This window comes from Gilvirhabdus luticola, assembly GCF_040117515.1.
Classification (GTDB): domain Bacteria; phylum Bacteroidota; class Bacteroidia; order Flavobacteriales; family Flavobacteriaceae; genus Gilvirhabdus; species Gilvirhabdus luticola.
Genome location: NZ_JBEEEN010000012.1, coordinates 1 through 16,361 on the forward strand (window position 1 = coordinate 1; position 16,361 = coordinate 16,361).

Annotated in this window: 15 protein-coding genes; 5 read left to right on the forward strand and 10 right to left on the reverse strand. The window is 32.6% G+C overall.

What is annotated here, in order from left to right; all coding sequences use genetic code 11:
- A partial coding sequence (locus AAFP94_RS14550) for a T9SS type A sorting domain-containing protein (RefSeq protein ID WP_409629027.1) occupies positions 1–1,212 on the forward strand: 1,212 nt, incomplete at its 5' end.
- 41 nt (positions 1,213–1,253) lie between these two features.
- Here AAFP94_RS14550 and AAFP94_RS14555 read toward each other — a convergent pair.
- The 4 genes from AAFP94_RS14555 to gcvP form a co-directional block, all read right to left on the reverse strand.
- On the reverse strand, positions 1,254–2,102 hold the full coding sequence (locus tag AAFP94_RS14555) for a glycosyltransferase family 2 protein (RefSeq protein ID WP_409629030.1): 849 nt from the start codon (positions 2,100–2,102) through the stop codon (positions 1,254–1,256).
- Between the two features lie 2 nt (positions 2,103–2,104).
- On the reverse strand, positions 2,105–2,626 hold the full coding sequence (locus AAFP94_RS14560; RefSeq protein WP_409629033.1) for a class I SAM-dependent methyltransferase: 522 nt from the start codon (positions 2,624–2,626) through the stop codon (positions 2,105–2,107).
- Positions 2,627–2,628: 2 nt separating this feature from the next.
- Complete coding sequence (locus AAFP94_RS14565; protein WP_409629036.1) at positions 2,629–3,687, reverse strand: 3-oxoacyl-ACP synthase III family protein; 1,059 nt, start codon at positions 3,685–3,687, stop codon at positions 2,629–2,631.
- A gap of 104 nt (positions 3,688–3,791) precedes the next feature.
- Positions 3,792–6,641 carry an aminomethyl-transferring glycine dehydrogenase gene (gene gcvP / locus AAFP94_RS14570; protein ID WP_409629039.1) on the reverse strand — a complete coding sequence of 950 codons (2,850 nt, stop codon included), beginning with the start codon at positions 6,639–6,641 and terminating at the stop codon, positions 3,792–3,794.
- A gap of 119 nt (positions 6,642–6,760) precedes the next feature.
- On the opposite strand from gcvP, the gene AAFP94_RS14575 reads away from it, so the two are divergent.
- The gene (locus tag AAFP94_RS14575; RefSeq protein WP_409629042.1) at positions 6,761–7,594 is read left to right on the forward strand and encodes a UbiA prenyltransferase family protein; all 834 of its coding nucleotides are present in this window, start codon (positions 6,761–6,763) and stop codon (positions 7,592–7,594) included.
- Here AAFP94_RS14575 and AAFP94_RS14580 read toward each other — a convergent pair.
- From AAFP94_RS14580 to AAFP94_RS14590, 3 genes are all read right to left on the reverse strand, one after another.
- Entirely contained in the window at positions 7,591–7,857 is a 267-nt protein-coding gene (locus tag AAFP94_RS14580) for a hypothetical protein (RefSeq protein WP_409629044.1), read from the reverse strand. The genes AAFP94_RS14575 and AAFP94_RS14580 overlap by 4 nt on opposite strands.
- 1 nt (position 7,858) lies before the next feature.
- Complete coding sequence (locus AAFP94_RS14585; protein ID WP_409629046.1) at positions 7,859–8,413, reverse strand: sigma-70 family RNA polymerase sigma factor; 555 nt, start codon at positions 8,411–8,413, stop codon at positions 7,859–7,861.
- Positions 8,414–8,586: 173 nt separating this feature from the next.
- On the reverse strand, positions 8,587–8,760 hold the full coding sequence (locus AAFP94_RS14590) for a hypothetical protein (RefSeq protein WP_409629049.1): 174 nt from the start codon (positions 8,758–8,760) through the stop codon (positions 8,587–8,589).
- A 523-nt stretch (positions 8,761–9,283) separates the two neighbouring features.
- Here AAFP94_RS14590 and AAFP94_RS14595 point away from each other — a divergent pair.
- Positions 9,284–10,216, forward strand: a complete 933-nt coding sequence (locus tag AAFP94_RS14595) for an aldo/keto reductase (RefSeq protein ID WP_409629052.1) — start codon at positions 9,284–9,286, stop codon at positions 10,214–10,216.
- Positions 10,217–10,219: 3 nt separating this feature from the next.
- Here AAFP94_RS14595 and AAFP94_RS14600 read toward each other — a convergent pair whose 3' ends face one another.
- The 3 genes from AAFP94_RS14600 to AAFP94_RS14610 form a co-directional block, all read right to left on the reverse strand.
- Complete coding sequence (locus tag AAFP94_RS14600; protein ID WP_409629055.1) at positions 10,220–12,253, reverse strand: M3 family metallopeptidase; 2,034 nt, start codon at positions 12,251–12,253, stop codon at positions 10,220–10,222.
- Between the two features lie 142 nt (positions 12,254–12,395).
- The gene (gene purE / locus AAFP94_RS14605; protein WP_409629058.1) at positions 12,396–12,881 is read right to left on the reverse strand and encodes a 5-(carboxyamino)imidazole ribonucleotide mutase; all 486 of its coding nucleotides are present in this window, start codon (positions 12,879–12,881) and stop codon (positions 12,396–12,398) included.
- Position 12,882: 1 nt separating this feature from the next.
- A complete protein-coding gene (locus AAFP94_RS14610; protein ID WP_409629061.1) occupies positions 12,883–14,037 on the reverse strand; it encodes a 5-(carboxyamino)imidazole ribonucleotide synthase in 1,155 nt (384 codons plus the stop codon).
- Positions 14,038–14,174: 137 nt separating this feature from the next.
- On the opposite strand from AAFP94_RS14610, the gene AAFP94_RS14615 reads away from it, so the two are divergent.
- Positions 14,175–15,284, forward strand: coding sequence for an adenylate kinase (locus AAFP94_RS14615; protein ID WP_409629065.1), 1,110 nt, complete (start codon positions 14,175–14,177; stop codon positions 15,282–15,284).
- Between the two features lie 58 nt (positions 15,285–15,342).
- Complete coding sequence (gene obgE / locus AAFP94_RS14620; RefSeq protein ID WP_409629068.1) at positions 15,343–16,341, forward strand: GTPase ObgE; 999 nt, start codon at positions 15,343–15,345, stop codon at positions 16,339–16,341.
- The last annotated feature ends 20 nt before the right edge of the window (positions 16,342–16,361 follow it).

Consider the following 16,361-nt stretch of genomic DNA (forward strand, 5'->3'; position numbering starts at 1 on the left):
TGTGTTGGTGATGGAGAGGCTGATAATATTCCTGCAGACGCCATAACATTGTCTGGCAATAGCAGCACAAATGAAGCCTGGGTAGTTACCGACGACCAAGGCAATATATTGGGATTGCCAGCAACGCCATATGATGTTAATTTTGACGAAGCACCGGCAGGAACCTGTTTAGTATGGCATCTTGGCTATGAAGACAACGTAAGCTTTGATGGTGTAACAAATGCAAGTGAATTAATGGGTTGTTATGCATTATCAAATCCAATAACAGTAAATAGATATGCACAGCCAACGGCAGGCGTATTGGAAGGCGGACCTTTCGAGTTCTGTGTTGGTGATGGAGAGGCTGATAATATTCCTGCAGACGCCATAACATTGTCTGGCAATAGCAGCACAAATGAAGCTTGGGTAGTTACCGACGACCAAGGCAATATATTAGGATTGCCAGCAACGCCTTATGATGTTAATTTTGACGAAGCACCGGCAGGAACCTGTTTAGTATGGCATCTTGGCTATGAAGACAACGTAAGCTTTGATGGTGTAACAAATGCAAGTGAATTAATGGGTTGTTATGCATTATCAAACCCCATTACTGTTACTAGAAAACACACGGAAGGAGGAACAATATCAGGCGGAGAAGACAATACTTTTACTTTCACAGTTGGTGACGGTGAAGCAGATATTATTCCTGAAGATTCCATTACACTTTCTGATAATGTTGGAACAAATTCTCAATGGGTCATAACAGATGAGGATGGTATTATTTTAGCATTGCCAGATTCTCCTTATGATGTTAATTTTGATGAAGCTCCAGCAGGAAATTGCCTTATCTGGCATTTGAGTTATGAGGATGGTTTGGAAGGAGCTGAAGTTGATGGAAATGCTGCTGATTTGGTTGGTTGTTATAGCTTGTCAAATTCAATAATTGTTGTGAGAAATGCAGCTTCCAGTAGAATCGCTATTTATCCAAATCCAACAAAGGGAGATGTCACTATAGATTTAAAGGATTTTGGATCTCGAGATGTAAGAATTAGCATATTCAATTTGCAACAAATTAGATTATTTGATCAGCAATATAATAGAAGATCATTGCTTAATGATAAGGCTAATCTAAATGTAAGCAATTACTTGGATGGCGTTTATTTTGTTCAAATTATAGATAATAGAACTGGAAATAAATTTATAAAACGTTTTGTTGTGAGTTCTGAAAACTAGCTACTTGTCAGCAATTCAAAAAAGAGGTTTACCAAATTTTGTTAAACCTCTTTTTTTATGATGCCTTTCCATCTTAAATTCCTGATAAACTTCCCTTGTTCTTCAGTAACTAAAAACTCAATTTTATTTTTTTTAGCTTTGAAATAACCAGAGATATAATCTTTAAAAAGTTTAAAACTCCCTTTTTTATAAGCCAACTTTATTGCTGAAATTAAAGTAATTAAGAAACCATATCGCAATTTGTACATGGCTTCACCTTGAAGATGTTTTGAAGCCTTGTTATAGCTATATCCAGTGGGCTTTAAGTGTTTTACTTTTAAATTTTCATCAGTTAAAATTTCCCAACCATAAAATTTAGCCAGTAACTCATCAACAGTATCCCAACCCATAGAAGGTTTCAGTTTTCCAATTTGTAAAAAGCATTCCTTTCTATATGCTTTCAAAGCTCCTCTAATATGATCTTTTCTGGTTAAATTTTCTAAAACCCATTCTTCATTTTTTTGAATATAACAAAATCCAGAAGCCATGCCTAATTTTGAGTTTTTATTGAAATGATTTGAAAGTGTTTCTAAATAATTATACGGAAAAATTAAATCAGCATCAAACTTGCAAATTATATCATAATTATCATCCAGGATCTGATAACCTTTATAAAAAGCATTAATAATTTTAGAACCAGGTAAATGCTCAATGGAGGACGTATTATTGACTAGATTGATCCAAGAATACAATTTAACGTACCTATTTATAACATCTTTGGTAGCATCTGTTGAATTGTCATTAACTACAACAATTTCTTTTGGTTGTAAAGATTGATTTATTAAAGATTCTAGAGTATCAGCGATAGAATCTTGCTCGTTATGTGCTGGTATGATTATGTAGAAGTTCAAACTCAAACTCTTTCTGCGTAAACAATGTAATATCTCGGAGTAAACCAACGTAAAATAGGTCTGACACCTATTTTTTTAGTTGGATTAGTCCATTTTTCACTAGCAATTATTTTCCAACCAGATTTTTCCAAAAGCCAATCAAATTGCCAATCTTCAAATTCATGATAATGCCTATCTAACATATCTGTTTTGCTTCTATAAGCAGATGCAAACCACAATTTAAGCGGAACACTAGCAACAAGTTTTTTAGCTTTAATATTCTTTAAAACAGTGAAAGGAGACAGAAGATGTTCAAATATCTCGAAAGCTGTAATAACTTCTGCTTTAGAATTTGTAACTATAGAAATATCAATATCTAAATCTTCACCTTTGGTATTTTTAACTGTAAACCCTTCATCTTTCATAATTTTAGACAATGGATTTTCAACTCCTAAATCTAATATTGAAGAATTTTCTGGAATATGTTTTTTTAAGAATCGAATAGTGTATCTAAACCGTTTTTCAGGATAACTCTTTTCGTACATTATTAATACTTGTAAACAATGGCATTGATGTGCATACCTGCACCAACACTTGCAAATATAATAACATCACCTTTAGATAAGCTATGATTTTTTAATTTGTTGTTTTTAACTAAATCAAATAATGTAGGAACAGTAGCTACCGAACTATTACCCAATTTATTAATACTCATAGGCATAATATGTTCTGGAGCATTTGTTTTGTAAAGTCTATAAAAACGTTTAATAATGGCTTCGTCCATCTTTTCATTGGCTTGATGGATAAATATCTTCTTGACATCATCAATAGAAAAACCACTATTGTCTAAACATGTTTTCATGGCATTTGGTACATTGTTTAATGCAAATTCATATATTTTTCTGCCATGCATTTTGATATACCTAGTATCTCTACAAAGCTCTTGCTTATTGGAGTTGCCAAAGTACAGGTAATAAGCTTCATCATAAGTGAAACTGGCAGTCTCATGGGTTAAAATTCCACCTTCCTCATTAACGGCTTCAATAATTGTTGCTCCAGCACCATCAGAATAAATCATGGAATCTCTATCGTGTTTGTCCACAACTCTTGAAAGTGTTTCAGAGCCTATTACTAAACAGCGTTTTGCCATACCTGCTTTTATAAACGCTTGAGCTTGAATAACACCTTCAATCCAGCCTGGACATCCAAAGAGAATATCGTAGGCTACACATTTTGGATTTTTTATTCGTAAACTATGTTTTACTCGTGAAGCTAAACAAGGCAGCAAATCACTTTGAATTGTGTTTGTTTTTACATCACCAAAATTATGGGCTACAATAATGTAATCAATGGTTTCAGGATCAATATTGGCATCAGCAATGGCTTTTTCAGCTGCAAAAAAACCTAAATCGGAAGAGGTTAAATGTCCTTTTGCATAACGGCGTTCATCAATACCAGTTATGGCTTTAAACTTTTCCACAATAACTTCATTGGCATGTTCTATTGTAGATCCATCTGAATTTAAAAATTCGTGTTGATGAAAGTTTTCATTCTTTTCAACGGTGTTTGGGATATAACTGCCTGTACCAGTAATTTTAATGTTCATGAAAATTAATTTACCTTAAAAGATTTATGCATAACGAATATAAAAGCATTTATTTAAAAGGTGAATTTATATTTGTTCTTTTTTACGACGTTCAAAACAGCATTTTAGGCATTAATATACTCTTCCATTGGAGCACAAGTGCACATTAAATTTCGATCGCCGTATGCATCATCTACACGTCTTACACTCGGCCAAAATTTATTGTCTTTTACAAAATCTAAAGGATAAGCAGCTTGCTCTCTTGTGTATGGCATCAACCATTCATCAGAAGTGATCATATCTAGAGTATGAGGTGCATTTGTTAAAACATTGTTAGAGTCTTCTTTAGATATATTTTCAATTTCCTTTTTTATTGAAATCATCGCATCACAAAACCTATCAATTTCTTGTTTGCTTTCACTTTCTGTCGGTTCAATCATTAAAGTTCCTGCTACTGGAAATGAAACAGTTGGAGCATGAAAACCATAATCCATTAATCGTTTTGCAATATCTGTCACTTCAACACCATGTACTTTAAATGGTCTGCAATCTACAATCATTTCGTGGGCTGCTCGACCACGTTCACCTGAATATAAAGTATTAAAACTTCCCTCTAATCTGGTTTTTATATAATTAGCATTTAAAATAGCAATTTTAGTAGATTCTGTTAGGCCTTCAGCGCCTAACATTTTGATATAACCATAAGAAATTAAACAAGCTAATGCAGAACCATAAGGTGCTGCAGATATAGCGGTTATAGCCTTTTCACCTCCAGTTTTTTTAATTGGATTTCCTGGTAAAAAAGGAACTAATTGTTTTGCAACACAAATAGGACCAACACCTGGTCCACCACCACCATGAGGTATAGCAAAAGTTTTATGCAGGTTTAGATGACAAACATCTGCACCAATATTTCCTGGGTTAGTCAAACCTACTTGTGCATTCATATTGGCACCATCCATATAAACCTGTCCACCATTATCATGAATTATTTTAGTTATTTCTTTTATGGCAGATTCGTAAACACCATGTGTAGAAGGATAAGTGACCATTAAACAGGAGAGATCGTCTTTATAATGTTCTGCTTTCTCCCTTAAATCTTCAACATCGATGTTCCCTTTATCAGTAGATTTTGTTACCACAACCTTCATGCCAGCCATAACCGCACTTGCAGGATTTGTACCATGTGCTGATGATGGAATCAAACAAATATTTCTATGATGGTCTCCTCGAGATTCATGATATGCTTTTATGACCATTAATCCGGCAAATTCTCCTTGTGCGCCAGAATTAGGCTGTAAGGATGTTGCTGCGAAACCTGTAATTTCAGTTAATTGGTCTTCCAATTTTTTTAAAACAGTGTGATATCCCTTTACTTGTTTTGTAGGTGCAAACGGATGGATTTTCCCCCATTTGAACCAACTCAATGGTAACATTTCCGAAGCAGCATTTAATTTCATTGTACAAGATCCAAGCGATATCATAGAATGGTTTAATGATAAATCTTTACGCTCTAACTTTTTGATGTAACGCATTAACTGGGTTTCAGAATGGTAGGAGTTAAATACTGGTAGTGTAAGAAAATCTGATTGTCTTTGTGATTTTTCAGAAATAGTTGTCTTATTAGAAATTGAATCTAACACTATTGTTTCCTTATTAGCAGCTTCAGCAAAAATGGTAAGAATGTAATTTAGATCTCTTACTGTGTTGGTTTCATTCAATGAAAATGTTACAGTTTCATCATCGGGATAATAGAAATTAACTTTTTTCTCTTTAGCTATTTGCTTTATTTTTTTTGCATCAGTTTTAATTTGTAAAGTGTCAAAAAATGATGAATTGACTTGTTTAAAACCTAGTTTCTCTAAATTTTCTGCAAGAGTTGATGCGTTGTTATGCACTTTGTTTGCAATATGTTTTAAACCTTTTGGTCCATGATAAACAGCATACATTCCTGCCATAACTGCCAATAGAACTTGAGCAGTACAAATATTTGAAGTTGCTTTGTCTCTTTTTATATGTTGTTCACGTGTTTGTAAAGCCATACGTAGTGCTCTATTGCCATTAGTGTCTTTTGTAACTCCTATAATTCTACCAGGAATATCGCGTTTGTAATTTTCTTGGGTGGCAAAATATGCTGCATGAGGACCACCAAAACCCATAGGAATCCCGAAGCGTTGTGTCGTGCCTACAACTACATCTGCACCAAATTTACCGGGAGCTTCAAGCTTTACTAAACTTAAAAGGTCTGCAGCAACTGCAACTTTTATTTGAGCGTTTTTGGCTTTTTCAATAAATGATTTAATATCAGTGATCTCACCATGTTTTCCTGGATATTGAAGTATAGCACCAAAAAAGTCTGAAGAAAAGTTAAAGGAATCTTCTTTGCCAACTACTAATTCAATACCTATAGGATTTGACCTAGTTTTTAATAATGATAAGGTTTGAGGTAAAATATTATCTGAAACAAAAAACTTATTAATATTTGCCTTCTTTTGGTCTCTTTCTCTTACGGCAAATAGTAAGCTCATCGCTTCTGCAGCAGCTGTACTTTCATCCAGAAGCGAAGCGTTAGCAATTTCCATACCTGTTAGGTCTGTGATCATGGTTTGAAAATTCAACAGTGCTTCTAAACGCCCTTGAGCAATTTCTGCTTGATATGGAGTATAAGCTGTGTACCAACTTGGATTTTCTAAAATATTACGCTGTATTACTGCTGGCATAATGGTTGGATGGTACCCTAAACCGATATAAGTCTTGTATGCTTTATTTTTTTTAGAAAGATTATGAATGTGAATTAGATATTCATTTTCTGACATTGGTTCGTCCAAATTCAATCCATTTTGTAATCTAATGTCATCTGGAATGGTTTCGGAAATGAGCTGGTCTAAAGATTCAACTCCTATGGTTTTCAACATTTCTGTTTGATCTTCTTGACTTGGACCAATATGACGAAGTGCAAAAGCATTTGTATTCATACTAAAGTTGTAGTGTTTTGAAGGGCAAAATTACGGAATAATTCAAGTTTTTTAGTTAATGAAAATGAAAGTTTTTAACCAATTAAAGTCTTTATTAACAGTTTATTTATTTTTGTAGTATGCGTTTGCTAAAACAAGTACTGGATTTTTATCTAAATAGTAGTATTCATGTAGCTTTTACGGTTGTAGCGATAACTTATGTTACTTTTCTAGAATTTGGTTTAATATTAAACAAAGACTTGCTTTTTTTTATATTTTTTGCTTCAATCACCGGTTATAATTTTGTAAAGTATTATGGTCTAGCAAATTGGCATCATAGGCATTTAACAAGATGGCTAAAGCAGATACAGCTTTTCTCCTTATTATGTTTTTTGGCCATGTGTTATTTTACGCTTAAGCTACCTCTAAAAATATTGCTTATCATTTCAATTTTTGGCATACTAACTTTTTTTTATGCTATTCCTTTTTTGCCAAAAAAAGTGTATTTAGACGAACATAGAAACTTAAGAGATATTAGCGGACTGAAAGTATATGTGATTGCATTGGTTTGGGCAGGAGTAACAGTTCTACTTCCCGTTATAATCAATAATCACATTTTAAATACAGATGTTTGGATAACGGCTTTTCAGCGATTTCTATTTGTAATTGCATTAATGCTTCCATTTGAAATTAGAGATTTGCAATATGATGATTTAAAACTTTCTACCATACCACAAAAAATTGGTATAAAACAAACTAAAATTATAGGAATTGTAATTTTAATGGTATTCTTTTTTATAGAATTCTTTAAAGATGAAATACAACTTTCTCAAATCATAGCTCTAATGTTAATTAGTTTTATAACTATGTTATTTATTGGTTTTTGTAGAAAGAATCAAGGAAAATATTATAGTGCCTTTTGGGTAGAAGGGTTACCAATTGCTTGGATGCTTTTAACTCTATTATTATATTAGTATTGATGCTTTTCTAGTTCGGTTGTAATGTGTTGTTTTATAATTTCTTTGGAAGTAACATCTAAACATTGTACTTCAGATTCTTTAACAGCCTTGGTAAGCTTTTGATTATTTTGAGTGTATTTTCTACAGGCCTTACAATACACTAAATGTATATTGAGCTTTATCTTTTCCCAAAGTGATGCCTCATTGTATTGTGTTTTGTCACAAACATGATTTGCAACATCACAGGATACAAATAATTTATATTTTTTGTCACTCATTTTAAAACCAGTTTTCTTTTAAGCACGCAGTCATTGCAGTTCTAGCTCTATGGATGATTACCCAAAGGTTAGACGCTGTGATATTTAATTCATTACAAATGACTTCTGTATCGTAGTTCTGAATTGTTTTCATTGTGAATATTTGCGCATGTTTTGCAGGTAGTTTACTCAAACAATCCATAATCGCTTCACCAAGTTCATTGTTTTGAAGTTTATCTTCTGCAGTTTTATCAAAAGGATCAGCTACTCTTTCTTCAAGCCAATCTCCTTCACTTTCTGTATCACTATTGTAATTCATTCTAACCTCGGCTTTTCCTTTATTAGAATTTATTTTACGATAGTGATCAATAATTTTTCTCTTTAGTATAGAAATTAACCATGTACGTTCGGTAGCTTCTCCCTTAAAGTTTTTCATGGATTTTAACCCAGCTAAAAATGTATCCTGAACCAAATCTTTTGCAATATTGCTATCATTTACTCTAGAAATTGTATAATTATACAAATAGTCGGAGTAAAGATCAACCCACTTATCAGGATTTATTTGATTGTCTGACATTTTTCTGTTTTCAGCTTTTGTCAAAAATAGGATAAAAAAGTGAATTTTGGTTTCTTTATTGAATCACACCTGTTTTTCTGTAAGATTATGTGATTTTCTGGAAATACGCCTTACTCTAAAGAAGAAAAATAAATTCAAAAAAAGCATTGTACCTAAATAGATAGAAAATCCGTCTATTTTTTACTTAAAATTTCTATCAAGGTTTGATAGCTCATTTCATGGTTACTATTGTAAGAAATTTTAAGAATTAATATAGCCCAACCAATGTTTATTAGGTAGAAGCCTATTTCAAAAAGTTTGTTTGTAGCTTTTGCAATATCTTCTTTACGTTTGAAAATGTCTATCATAAGTAGTCTGTCATTTTTGAATAGCATTTTAGAAACATAGACTGTTAGTATTATAACAATAGGTAAGTATAATAAGTAGCCGATAATAATTTTTGATTTTCCATGATTTATTGTTTTAATTTTTTTGATTTTATTATGTATGAAAGGCATATGATATTGTTGTAGTGTAGTAATGCTAAACCAATAATGATTATGCCTAAATGATAAGTGATTGAGTTGATTGTTTCTGAAAATGAATTAATTTTTTCCCAATAAGATATTGTTATGATTGCGTAGCCCAGATTTATTCGATAATAACCCATTAGTAATATGTTGTTTATATTTTTTACAATCGATTTTTTTTGCTGAAATAAGTTAAGTAGAAAGATTTCACCATGACTATAAAATAGCCAACCAACTTTAATTATTTTATAAAATATGATTGGAATGAAAATACAGTATGTTAAGATGTTGTAATTCATTTTCGTTATTTTAAAACTTTCAATAATTATAGAAAGTTTATTTTGTTTAAATAATTTAGAACATGAATAATTTGTTCTACAACAGAAGAGAAATTTTGAAAATATCAGGACTAGCAGGATTAGGCTTTTGTCTAGCACCTTCATTACTATCATTTAATTTTAAAGAAAATATTTTGCACCGAAAAATTCCTTCATCCAATCAACTGTTGCCAATAGTTGGTTTAGGCACTTGGCAATCTTTTGATGTCGGTAATTCTGAATCTAAAAGAGATGTATTAACGGAAGTTTTAATAGAAATGAACAAACTTGGTGGATTGGTTATAGATTCATCTCCGATGTATGGAAGTTCAGAACGTGTTGTAGGCGAGTTGACCGACAGCAGCAATTTTATAAATACATTTTTTTATGCAACCAAGGTTTGGACGAGTGGAAAAGAAGCTGGAATTAATCAAATGCAAAACTCTTTTAAAAGTATGCGTAGAAACCAGATGGATCTGTTGCAAATACATAATTTATTAGATTGGAAGGTTCATGTAAAAACCCTTAAAAATTGGAAAGAACAAAGTAAAATAAAATATTGGGGAATTACGCATTACACAGATGCTTCACATTCTCAACTTGAAAAAATTATAAAATCTGAAAAGCCAGATTTTGTTCAGTTTAACTATTCAATCATTTCTCGACATGCTGAAGAATCACTGTTTGAAACTATTAGAAAAAATAATACAGCAGTTTTAATTAATCGTCCCTTTGAAGGAGGTACTCTATTTAGAAGAGTAAAAGGGAAGGAAATTCCGCAATGGGCAAAGGATTTTGATATAAACAGTTGGGGACAATTCTTTTTAAAGTTCATACTGTCTAATGAGCTTGTTAATTGTGTAATTCCTGGTACATCAAAACCACATCATATGGTAGACAATATGATGGCAGGATATGGTAAAATGCCATATAATAAAACAAGGGAAAGAATGTATTCTTACATTAAAGGTTTATAGAATTCATTTTTCTATCAAACCGGCACGTCTTAATAAAGCTTCTGCTTGTGGTTCTTTTCCTCGAAAACGTTTATATAAAGTCATTGGATCTTCCGTATCTCCTTTTGACAATACATTATCTTTAAATTTTTGAGCTACACTCTTATTAAAAATACCTTGCTCTTTAAAGAATTCAAAAGCATCAGCATCTAAAACTTCGGCCCATTTGTAGCTATAATATCCAGAAGAATAACCACCTTGAAAAATATGAGAGAATGACGTGCTCATGCAGTTTGTTTTAACATCAGGGTAAAGTTGTGTATTCTTAAAAGCTCTTCGTTCAACTGCTTTAACATCATCAATATCTGTTGGATCTTGTCCGTGCCAACTCATATCCAACAAACCAAAACTTAACTGACGTAAGGTTTGCATGCCTTCATGAAATGTTGAAGATTCTTTTATTTTAGTAATCAAATCCATTGGAATGACTTCGCCAGTTTCATAATGTGTAGCAAATAGTTCTAAAGCTTCTTTTTCGTAACACCAGTTTTCAAGTATCTGACTTGGTAATTCAACAAAATCCCAAAATACGTTTGTTCCTGACAAACTCGGATAAGTAGTATTGGCGAGCATACCGTGCAGTGCATGACCAAATTCGTGAAATAAAGTTGTGACCTCATTAAAGGTTAATAACGAAGGTTTAGTTTTTGTTGGTTTTGTAAAGTTGCATACTATTGAAATGTGTGGTCGACTATTTTCACCATTCTTAATAAACTGTGGTTTATAAGAGGTCATCCAAGCTCCATTTCGTTTTCCAGGTCTAGGAAAGAAATCTGCATAAAAAATAGATACAAACTCGCCTTTATCATTAATTACCTTATACGTTAAAACATCTTCATGATATTTGTCGATTGTATCAATTTCCTCAAATTGTAAACCATATAATTTTTTTGCAATGATAAAAACACCATTTACTACATTTTCCAACTTGAAATAGGGTTTGAGCTTTTCATCACCCAAATCAAAAAGCTTCTGTTTCAACTTTTCCGAATAATACGCTGAATCCCACTTTTGAAGTTGATCAATTCCATCTAGTTCTTTGGCAATATTTTGAAGATTGATAAATTCCCGTTCTGCTGCAGGTTTAGCTTTTTCTAACAAATCATTTAGAAATGTCTGTACTGTGTCTGGATTTTTTGCCATGCGTTCTTCCAATACAAAATGGGCGTGGGTTTTATAACCCAATAAATTCGCACGTTTATGACGCAACTTTGTAATCTGCAAAACGTTATCCTGATTATCTAGAGTATCATTTTTAAATCCTTTAGCACCAAATGCTATAGCAAGTTTTTTCCGCAATTCTCGGTTATCTGCATAGGTCATAAAAGGAATGTAGCTCGGATAATCTAAAGTGATTAACCAACTATTTTCTCCTTTACTTTCTGCCAATTGTTTTGCTGCCTCTTTAGCACCTTCAGGTAATCCAGACAAATCATTTTCGTTGGTAATATGTAACTCAAACTTGTTGGTTTCAGCCAAAACATTCTCACCAAATGTTAGTTTAAGTTTGCTTAATTCTTTATCAATTTCACGAAGTTTTAGCTTTTTATCTTCTGGAAGATTAGCACCATTTCTGGAAAAGCTTTTATATTTTTTTTCTAATAATCTGTCTTGTTCTGTTGTTAGATTTAAATTGTCTTTTATCTCATAAACTGCTTTTACACGCTTGAACAAATCTTTATTTAATGTAATATCGTTACTGAATTCTGATAATAAAGGTGATACTTCTTGAGCTATTTTTTGAATTTCATCATTAGTTTCAGCAGAATTTAGATTAAAAAATAAACTTGAAATCCTATCCAGTTGTTCTCCAGAGAATTCTAAAGCTTCAATAGTATTGATAAAGTTTGGTTCTTCAGAGTTTTTAACTATAAAATCAATTTCTTGTTTTGCAGTCTCAATGGCATTTTTAAAAGCTGGCAAAAAATCTTCATTTTTTATTTTAGAAAAAGGTGCTGTACAGAAAGGAGTGTTAAATTTTCCGAATAGAATATTCATAAGTTAATAGTGTGTTAATTTGAAAAATTATTATGCATGAATAATAAATAATTGTATTTTTGCCTAGAGTTTTTTCATAAGTTGGTTGGTTAGCCATATGAGAATTTGATTAATAGCAATAAACCTTGGCAGTAGTCGAGGTTTATTTTTTTAAATCTTTTGAAGAATCTATAACCTTTAGTTTTAACCCTTCTTTATAAGCTAAAATTTTATCAAGAACACATTTATCTGAACTACCTATAATTTGAGCTGCAAGAATACCGGCATTTTTAGCCCCGTTTAGCGCTACAGTCGCTACAGGAACACCTCCTGGCATTTGAAGAATGGATAAAATCGAATCCCAACCATCAATAGAATTACTACTCTTTACAGGAACACCAATTACAGGAAGTGGAGACATTGAAGCTACCATTCCAGGAAGATGAGCAGCACCACCAGCACCTGCTATGATAACTGAAATACCTCTAGAATGTGCATTTTTGCTATAATCAAATAATTTTTCAGGAGTTCGATGAGCCGAAACTATGTCGACTTCAGTTTCAATATCAAATCCTTGTAAAATATCTATAGCATCTTGCATTACTGGCAAATCGCTTTTGCTTCCCATGATGATTCCTACTTTACCCATATCATTCACTAATTACTTTAATTGTATTTTTTACTTTTTCTGCAATTTGTCTTGCTTCTTTAATATTTTCATTAACAATGGTTACATGGCCCATTTTTCTGAAAGGGCGTGTTTCTTTTTTGCCATAAATGTGAGGCGTCACACCTTCCATCTTCATAATATGTTCTATGTTCTCATAGATAACATTGCCCGTGTAATTTTCTGCACCAACCAAATTTACCATAATTCCTGCAACTTTGTTATCTGTTTTTCCAAGAGGTAAATTTAAAATGGCTCTTAAATGTTGTTCAAACTGTGAGGTGTAACTCGATTCTATAGTATGGTGACCAGAGTTATGAGGACGAGGAGCAACTTCATTGACTAAAATTTTATCTTCTTCGGTTTGAAACATTTCTACAGCCAATAAACCTACATGATTAAAAGCATCAGAAACTTTTAGTGCAATGTTTCGTGCTTTTTTTGCAATGCTTTCTTCAATTCTAGCTGGACAAATAACATATTCCACTTGATTGGCTTCAGGATGAAATTCCATTTCTACAACAGGATAAGATTTTACTTCTCCATCAAGATTTCTTGCAACTATTACAGACAATTCATTTTTAAAAGGAACTAATTCTTCAGCAATGCATTCAACATTTGGCAAACCTGTTAAATCTTCTAAATTTCTGATAATTTTTACGCCATAACCATCATAACCAAATTGCGCAGCCTTCCAAACAAATGGCAAATTTAAACCACCATGATTAACAGCTTCTTTAATCTCTGATGTGTAGGCAAATCGTGTAAAATTGGCCGTTGGAATATCATGATCTTTGTAAAAAAGTTTTTGAGTAGATTTATTTTGAATTGTTTGAAGTGTTCTTGATGATGGAAATACTTTTACACCTTCTCTTTCAAGCGTTTCAAGTGCATCAATATTTACATTTTCAATTTCTATAGTTAGAACATCTACTAGTTTTCCAAAATTGTAAACGGTTTCAAAATCCATCAAATCTCCTTGACGGAATTCGTTGCAAGCTATTTTGCAAGGAGCTTGCTCACTTGGATCTAATACACAGGTATAAATATCAAATTTTCTCGTGCTATAAAGTAGCATTTTGCCTAACTGTCCACCTCCAAGAATTCCAAGTTTAAAATTTGATGAAAAATAATTCATGCATTACATATTTTGCACAAAAGTACAAATCAAAACACTCTGAAAAAATTAAATGATAAACAATCTAAACCATTAATTGATTAAAGAAAAGCAATTGATTATCTTTGCACAGAATTAACAAAAACAAGTATTTAGTAATGATTAAGCTTCACGATAAATATTTCAAACCTTTCATTTCTGCAGCCGAAATTGAAAAAGCAATTGACAGGTTAGCTCAAGAGATATCTGAGGATTTAGGAAACGAGATTCCAGTATTTATTGGAATTTTAAATGGGTCATTTATGTTTGTTAGCGATTTTGTAAAAAGATACCCTAAACCGTGTGAGGTTACTTTTATAAAATTGGCATCTTATGAAGGTGTTAGATCTACCGAAGATATACAAAGGCTAATTGGCCTTACTCAAGACCTTTCTGGACGTACAGTAGTCATTCTTGAAGATATAATAGATACAGGAAATACGCTTGCAGAAGTTCATAGAATTTTTAAAAACGAAAATGTAAAGCAATTAAAAATAGCTACTTTGTTCTATAAACCAGAAGCTTATAAGAAGGATTTTAAATTACATTATGTTGGGATAGAAATTCCTAACAAATTTATTGTGGGTTATGGTCTGGATTATGATGGTTTAGGAAGAGATTTGCCAGAAATTTATCAAATACAAAAAGTTCAACATCCTACTAATCTTGTTTTATTTGGACCTCCGGGAGCAGGCAAGGGAACACAAGCCGATTTTTTGAAAGAAAAGTATAACCTTGTTCATATTTCAACAGGTGATGTTTTTCGTTTCAATATAAAAAATGAAACAGCTCTTGGAATGCTTGCTAAATCATACATGGATAAAGGCGAATTAGTTCCAGATAAAGTAACTATAGATATGCTTAATGCAGAAGTTGAAAAGAATGCAGACGCCAATGGTTTTATCTTTGATGGCTTTCCGAGAACTGATGCACAAGCACAGGCTTTAGATGAATTGATGGATAGCAAAGATTCTATGATAAATGCCATGATAGCCCTTGAAGTTGATGATGAGGTTTTGGTTAAAAGATTATTAGAAAGAGGTAAAACTAGTGGAAGACCTGATGATGCAGATGAATCAATCATTAGAAATAGAATTTCAGAATATTACAGCAAGACAGCCATTTTAAAAGGCTACTATTCCAAGCAAGGGAAGTATTTTGGAGTAGATGGTATTGGAAGTATTACTGAAATAACAGAACGTTTAAGTGAAGTTATAGATAAATTATAAAACCTTCATGGAGTTTAAACTTTGAACTTTAAACTTACATAAACTTTAAACTCAAAAAATGACAGAAGGGAACTTTGTTGACTATGTAAAATTACAAGTATCTTCTGGTAATGGAGGTAAAGGTTCTTCACACTTACATCGCGAAAAATATATTGAAAAAGGTGGACCTGATGGAGGAGATGGAGGTCGTGGTGGACATGTAATTATAAGAGGAAACTCAAGCCTTTGGACTTTATATACCTATAAATTTAAAAGACATTTTAAGGCAGGTCATGGAGAACACGGAAGCAAACAAAGAAGTACAGGTGCAGACGGAGCCGACGTCTATATGGATGTTCCTTTAGGGACGGTTATCCGAGACAAAGAAAACAACGAAATTATTTTTGAAATTACAGAAGATGGTGAAGAAAAGATAATTGCAGAAGGTGGTATGGGAGGACGAGGAAACTGGCATTTTAAAAGCTCTACCAATCAAACACCTCGATATGCACAACCAGGAATCCCTGGGGAAGATCGTGAAATAATTTTAGAGCTAAAAGTATTGGCTGATGTCGGTTTAGTGGGATTTCCAAATGCTGGAAAGTCTACTTTACTCTCTGTCGTAACAGCAGCAAAGCCAAAAATAGCTGACTATGAATTTACTACGCTTAAACCTAATTTGGGAATTGTAAAGTATAGAGATTACCAAACTTTTGTTATAGCCGATATTCCTGGAATTATTGAAGGTGCAGCTGAAGGCAAAGGTCTTGGTCATTATTTCTTACGTCATATAGAACGCAATGCTGTGTTACTATTTTTGATTCCTGCTGATGCCGATGATATAGGTAAACAATACAATATTCTTTTGGATGAACTAAAAAGATACAATCCAGAAATTCTCGATAAAGAAAGATTTGTTGCTATTTCTAAATGTGACTTGTTGGATGAAGAATTAAAATCAGAACTTAAAGCAGAACTTGATCAAACGCTTCCTGTAAAGTATATGTTTATATCTTCGATAGCACAACAAGGACTTACGGAATTAAAAGATATTCTTTGGAAAATGTTAAATGATTAGTTTCTTCTTTTCCGAATAAG

Coding starts and splice junctions, on each gene's coding strand:
- AAFP94_RS14560 (WP_409629033.1), bottom strand. CDS start 2,626: ATGTACGAAAAGAGTTATCCTGAAAAACGGTTTAGATACACTATTCGA.
- AAFP94_RS14565 (WP_409629036.1), bottom strand. CDS start 3,687: ATGAACATTAAAATTACTGGTACAGGCAGTTATATCCCAAACACCGTT.
- gcvP (WP_409629039.1), bottom strand. CDS start 6,641: ATGAATACAAATGCTTTTGCACTTCGTCATATTGGTCCAAGTCAAGAA.
- AAFP94_RS14575 (WP_409629042.1), top strand. CDS start 6,761: ATGCGTTTGCTAAAACAAGTACTGGATTTTTATCTAAATAGTAGTATT.
- AAFP94_RS14580 (WP_409629044.1), bottom strand. CDS start 7,857: ATGAGTGACAAAAAATATAAATTATTTGTATCCTGTGATGTTGCAAAT.
- AAFP94_RS14585 (WP_409629046.1), bottom strand. CDS start 8,413: ATGTCAGACAATCAAATAAATCCTGATAAGTGGGTTGATCTTTACTCC.
- AAFP94_RS14590 (WP_409629049.1), bottom strand. CDS start 8,760: ATGATAGACATTTTCAAACGTAAAGAAGATATTGCAAAAGCTACAAAC.
- AAFP94_RS14595 (WP_409629052.1), top strand. CDS start 9,284: ATGAATAATTTGTTCTACAACAGAAGAGAAATTTTGAAAATATCAGGA.
- AAFP94_RS14600 (WP_409629055.1), bottom strand. CDS start 12,253: ATGAATATTCTATTCGGAAAATTTAACACTCCTTTCTGTACAGCACCT.
- purE (WP_409629058.1), bottom strand. CDS start 12,881: ATGGGTAAAGTAGGAATCATCATGGGAAGCAAAAGCGATTTGCCAGTA.
- AAFP94_RS14610 (WP_409629061.1), bottom strand. CDS start 14,037: ATGAATTATTTTTCATCAAATTTTAAACTTGGAATTCTTGGAGGTGGA.
- AAFP94_RS14615 (WP_409629065.1), top strand. CDS start 14,175: ATGATTAAGCTTCACGATAAATATTTCAAACCTTTCATTTCTGCAGCC.
- obgE (WP_409629068.1), top strand. CDS start 15,343: ATGACAGAAGGGAACTTTGTTGACTATGTAAAATTACAAGTATCTTCT.